The 4,582-nt window shown below is 63.1% G+C and carries 5 protein-coding genes and 1 pseudogene; 5 read left to right on the top strand and 1 reads right to left on the bottom strand.

Features of this window, described 5'->3' with window-relative positions; translation table 11 throughout:
- From HP499_RS21150 to HP499_RS21130, 5 genes and pseudogenes are all read left to right on the top strand, one after another.
- Positions 1 to 729: pseudogene (locus tag HP499_RS21150) on the top strand (cell wall-active antibiotics response protein); the annotation flags it as partial.
- A gap of 1 nt (position 730) precedes the next feature.
- Entirely contained in the window at positions 731 to 1,102 is a 372-nt protein-coding gene (locus tag HP499_RS21145; RefSeq protein WP_172326084.1) for a hypothetical protein, read from the top strand.
- 31 nt (positions 1,103 to 1,133) lie between these two features.
- Positions 1,134 to 1,382 carry a PspC domain-containing protein gene (locus tag HP499_RS21140; RefSeq protein ID WP_172326083.1) on the top strand — a complete coding sequence of 83 codons (249 nt, stop codon included), beginning with the start codon at positions 1,134 to 1,136 and terminating at the stop codon, positions 1,380 to 1,382.
- Positions 1,383 to 1,575: 193 nt separating this feature from the next.
- Positions 1,576 to 2,601, top strand: a complete 1,026-nt coding sequence (locus HP499_RS21135) for a 6-phosphofructokinase (protein WP_026539790.1) — start codon at positions 1,576 to 1,578, stop codon at positions 2,599 to 2,601.
- A gap of 17 nt (positions 2,602 to 2,618) precedes the next feature.
- Positions 2,619 to 3,368 carry a GNAT family N-acetyltransferase gene (locus HP499_RS21130; protein ID WP_172326082.1) on the top strand — a complete coding sequence of 250 codons (750 nt, stop codon included), beginning with the start codon at positions 2,619 to 2,621 and terminating at the stop codon, positions 3,366 to 3,368.
- A gap of 71 nt (positions 3,369 to 3,439) precedes the next feature.
- Here HP499_RS21130 and HP499_RS21125 read toward each other — a convergent pair.
- Positions 3,440 to 4,582, bottom strand: a 1,143-nt coding sequence (locus HP499_RS21125) for an MFS transporter (RefSeq protein WP_172326081.1), incomplete at its 5' end; no start/stop codon positions are given.

Below are 4,582 nucleotides of genomic sequence, written 5' to 3'. Positions count from 1 at the left end.
GGAAGTTCCTACACTCCGGGAGGTCCTTCCGGTCCCCGTCCGCCTCAGGGCCCCACTCCCCCGCACGACTGGCAGCCCAAGCCCGCAGCCCCCAAGCGCAAGGGACCCGGAGCCGCAATCGTGGCTGTCTCTGCCGGCGCTGCATTGCTGGCCGGCGGTACGTTGAAAGCGCTCGACGCCGGCAACGTCATTGACTTGGGCAGCTCGGCCAACGCCGTGGTGTGGGCCACCGGCGCCGCAGTCCTGGGACTCGGCATCCTGGTTGCGGGGCTCCGCGGCCGGACCTCGGGGTTCCTCGGATTCCTCGCAGTCGCTGCCCTGGTGATAGGCGGAATCTTCAACGTGGTCCCCAGGGACGGAGACCGTTTCTCTTTCCACGACGTGAATTGGGCACCAACCAGCTTGGAACAAGCACGGCTGGGTATCAATGTCACCGGTGCCCAGGGCCACGTGGACTTGAGTGAGATGAACCTTACGCCCCCGCTGGTCACCGAAGTCCTGATCCCGGTGGACGCGACCGCCAGCAACGTCACAGTCATCATTCCCGACGACGTACCCGTGGAAGTCAGGGCGGATATGACGTTCGGCAACCTCAATGAACGCGGCTCAGACCGCGGCGGCCGGCTCCAGGACGAGCGGACCCTGTACAACACCGGGAAACCCGGCGCCAACCTCGTGGTGGAAATCGACGGCACGTTCAGCAACGTGACCATCCAGGAAGGAAACTGACATGAGCACCAACGAGCCCGGCAACACCAACCAAACCAACCCGACCGAGGCACTGCCGAAGGAAACCAACCCTACGCAGGCGCTGCCGAAGCCACGCCTCCAGGAAATCCCGCTCACGCCACCACTGGAGCGCAGCTTCAACGTAGAACATGCGGACGACGACGAACCCCGGCAGGCGCGGATCGGCACCGTGGTTTGGGGGCTGATCGTGATAGCCCTGGCAGCGCTGATAGTTATCTCGACGCTCGGTTGGGTGACCCTGAACGGCACGTATGTGCTGATTGGCTTGATGATCGGAGCCGGAGCGGCCTTGGTGGTCGGAGGACTCCTCTCGGCCCGCAAGGGTTCAAAAAAAGTAAGCACTACGAAGTGACAAAGCAACCACAACAGGGAAGTCTGTAGCCATGGACAAGTTCTTCAGCATCGTCAGGGGCTTCGGCCTGAAGCGTGGACCGCAACGCTGGCTGGGCGGCGTCTGCGGAGGAATTGCCGCAAAGCTCAGGGTGGACGTGGCTTACGTCCGGGTGGCATTCCTGCTCTTCTGCCTGCTGCCGGGGCCGGCATTCGTGGTCTACATCCTTGGTTGGCTGCTCCTGCCGGACCAGAACAACAAGGTTGCCCTCGAATCGTTCATCAACCAGCGTTCCCGGTAGTTTCCGGTCACAAAGTACCTCAAGCGTCCCGCCTCCTGGCGGGGCGCTTGCTTTGTTTTCAGCCAGATTTCCAATACCGCACAGCCCGGTTCAAAAGTAACCATTTGTGTCCCACCCCACATGCGCGTCTACAATCATGGGGAGCTCAGCGTGGCGCTCTGCACGTATTCCTCCAAGCCATGAGTGAGCAAACATGAAAATTGGCATTCTTACCAGCGGTGGCGACTGCCCCGGCCTCAATGCAGTGATCCGGGGAGCAGTCCTCAAGGGCATCGCCATCCACGGTCAGGAATTTGTGGGCTTCCGCGACGGCTGGCGTGGTGTAGTGGAAGGTGATGTCATTGACATCCCCCGCACCATGGTCCGCGGTATCGCCAAGCAGGGTGGCACCATCCTGGGGACCTCCCGCACCAACCCGTTCGAAAACGGCGGCGGCCCGGATGTCATCAAGGCCCACATGGAACGCTTGGGCATTGACGCCATTATCGCCATCGGCGGTGAGGGAACCCTGGCTGCAGCAAAGCGTCTGACCGACGCCGGCCTGAAGATCGTCGGAGTCCCCAAGACTGTGGACAATGACCTCGACGCCACCGACTACACGTTCGGCTTCGACACCGCAGTTCAGATCGCCACCGAGGCCATCGACCGCCTGCGCACCACGGGCGAATCGCACCACCGTTGCATGATTGCCGAAGTCATGGGCCGCCACGTCGGCTGGATCGCCCTCCACTCGGGCATGGCGTCCGGTGCGCACGCGATCCTGATCCCGGAGCAGAAGGTCAGCATCGAGGAGATCACCGAGTGGGTCCAGGAAGCCCACGATCGCGGCCGCGCACCCCTGGTGGTGGTAGCCGAGGGTTTCGTTCCCGAGCACATGGAGTCCCCGCACTCCGAACGCGGCCTGGACACCTTTGGACGGCCCCGCCTCGGCGGTATTGCTGACCAGCTGGCCCCGGAGATTGAGGCCCGCACCGGCATTGAAACCCGCGCAACCATCCTCGGCCACATCCAGCGCGGTGGCGTCCCCACTGCCTACGACCGCGTCCTGGCAACCCGCCTCGGCATGGCGGCGATCGACTCCGTGGTGGACGGACGGTGGGGCACCATGGTGGCCCTTAAAGGCACGGACATTTCCCATGTGGGTTTCGAAGAAGCCCTGGGCAAGCTCAAGACCGTGCCGCAGCACCGCTACGACGAAGCGTCTGTGCTTTTCGGCTAGTCCGCTAGGCTGAATCCATGACTTTAGAGCCCACGTCCGCTGCCATCATCCAGCTGGCGTGGGCTCGCCATTTGGGGCTCGACGACGACGCTTTCGCCACCGCCGCAGCCCGGCTCGCCGCTTCCTCGACCGACCCTGGCGAACCCGCGAACCGCATCACCCGCGTGGACGAATCGGCCCGCGCCGTGGTCTTCCTCAGGCTGTTTGGAGTTTCAGCATTGGTGGGCCCGCAATGGGCCTTGGACGCCGCCGTCGGACTTCCCGATACCGAGCTCGCCCAACACGTGACGTTACTGACGCTGACCCGTTCGCATGGCGGGCACGGGCTTGGATCGACCGCGCTGTTCTTCGCTGACGATTTGCCGCTGCAACAACCTTCCGAGGACCTTACAGTCTCCCGGGGGAACCCCGAGGCGATCAGTTTGGAAGGGTTGTGCCCTCCGGATGACGTCAATGAGGTGGGGCTGCAAGGACTGGAACACCGGTTCACCATCATGCACCCTGACGAGGAAGTGCCCACTCCTGTGGCTTGCGGCGCCTACTCCGAGTGGGAAGGCATCCTGGCCAACATGGGGGTCCTGGTGGCACCGCCGTATCGTCGGCGCGGTCTGGGCACTTTGGCTGCGTCCATCGCAGCGCATGAAGCCCTGGCTGCCGGGCTGACCCTGCAGTGGAAATCCGACGTCAGCAACACGGGAGCACTGGCGATGGCCCGCAGCCTTGGCTTCGCCACGGGCGGGCTCCACGCAAGCGTGCTGCTCGGCTGACTCCCCCGGGAGTTTTTGTACAGCTAACGCCCTTTAGGAGCCTTCTTAGGGGCGTTATCTGTACAAAAACTCTAGGTGTTGAGATCAGCCTTGGCAGTTTCCGGTCCGGGTGCGGACGCGCCGCCCCAGCCCTGCACCGACTTCGGCTTGCCAAAGAACAACGCCACCACCGCACCCAGCAGGATCGCACAGGCAGGCAAAAGGATGGACTGGCTCATCGCCGTCGAGAATCCTGCATGAAGGGCTTCCGGCAAGACTCCGCTCATGGACGCCTCGCCCACCGGAGCGCCGGCGGGCGCTGCCGGCAGTTCCGCTGAGAGCCGCGACTGGATCAAGGCAGCAATGGCAGCCGACCCCAGGACCGCACCGATCTGGCGGGTGGTGTTGAAGACACCGGATCCTGCTCCTGCTTGACGTGGTTCCAGGTTCCGGGTGGTTGCATTTGATACCGGACCCCAGATGAAAGCGTTGGCAACGCCCTGCAATGCACTGGGCAGCAGGAACATCCAGATGGGGGTGTCGGGTCCCAGCAGGGCGGCGGTCCAGAACAAGGCTCCAGCCATGCAGACGAGCCCAAAGGAGGCAAAGTACCGCGGATTTGCGCGGTCAATGAGCTTGCCCACGAACGGAGCCAGCACACCCGAAATAACGGCCATGGGGATCATGAGCAGCGCCGACTGTGTTGGCGTCAGCCCGCGGACCGTCTGATAGTAGAAGATGGTGGGCAACGGGAATGCAGTCACGGTGAAACCGACAGCCATGATGGTGGTGTTGCCAAGGGAGAAGTTGCGGTCTTTGAACAAGCCAAGGGGCAGCAGGGGTTCTCCGCCGCGGCGTTCAAGAAGCCACTGCCACAGAACAAAGAGCACCAGGACCACAAGCCCGGTGATGATCAGGCCCCAGACGGTGACGAAACCGGTCACCGTTCCCCACTTGTAGCTTTGGCCCTCCTGGATGCCAAACACCAGGAGGAACATGCCGACGGCGGACAGCACCACGCCCAGGACATCGAACGAGTGGGTGTGGGTGGTCAGTTTCGGCACGAAGCGCATCACCAGGATGAAAGCCACGATCCCGATGGGGACGTTGACGAAGAAGATCCATTCCCAACCAAGGCTGTCCACCAGGACTCCGCCCAGGATAGGGCCAACAAGGACGGCCATGCCCGCGGTAGCGCCCCACAGTCCCATGGCGGCACCGCGGCGGTCCGGAGG

Source organism: Paenarthrobacter sp. CM16 (assembly GCF_013179505.1).
Taxonomy (GTDB): domain Bacteria; phylum Actinomycetota; class Actinomycetes; order Actinomycetales; family Micrococcaceae; genus Arthrobacter.
Note: the sequence above shows the minus strand (reverse complement) of the source record. Positions and strands in the feature narration are given on the sequence as shown.

Coding starts and splice junctions, on each gene's coding strand:
- HP499_RS21135 (WP_026539790.1), top strand. CDS start 1,576: ATGAAAATTGGCATTCTTACCAGCGGTGGCGACTGCCCCGGCCTCAAT.
- HP499_RS21145 (WP_172326084.1), top strand. CDS start 731: ATGAGCACCAACGAGCCCGGCAACACCAACCAAACCAACCCGACCGAG.
- HP499_RS21130 (WP_172326082.1), top strand. CDS start 2,619: ATGACTTTAGAGCCCACGTCCGCTGCCATCATCCAGCTGGCGTGGGCT.
- HP499_RS21140 (WP_172326083.1), top strand. CDS start 1,134: ATGGACAAGTTCTTCAGCATCGTCAGGGGCTTCGGCCTGAAGCGTGGA.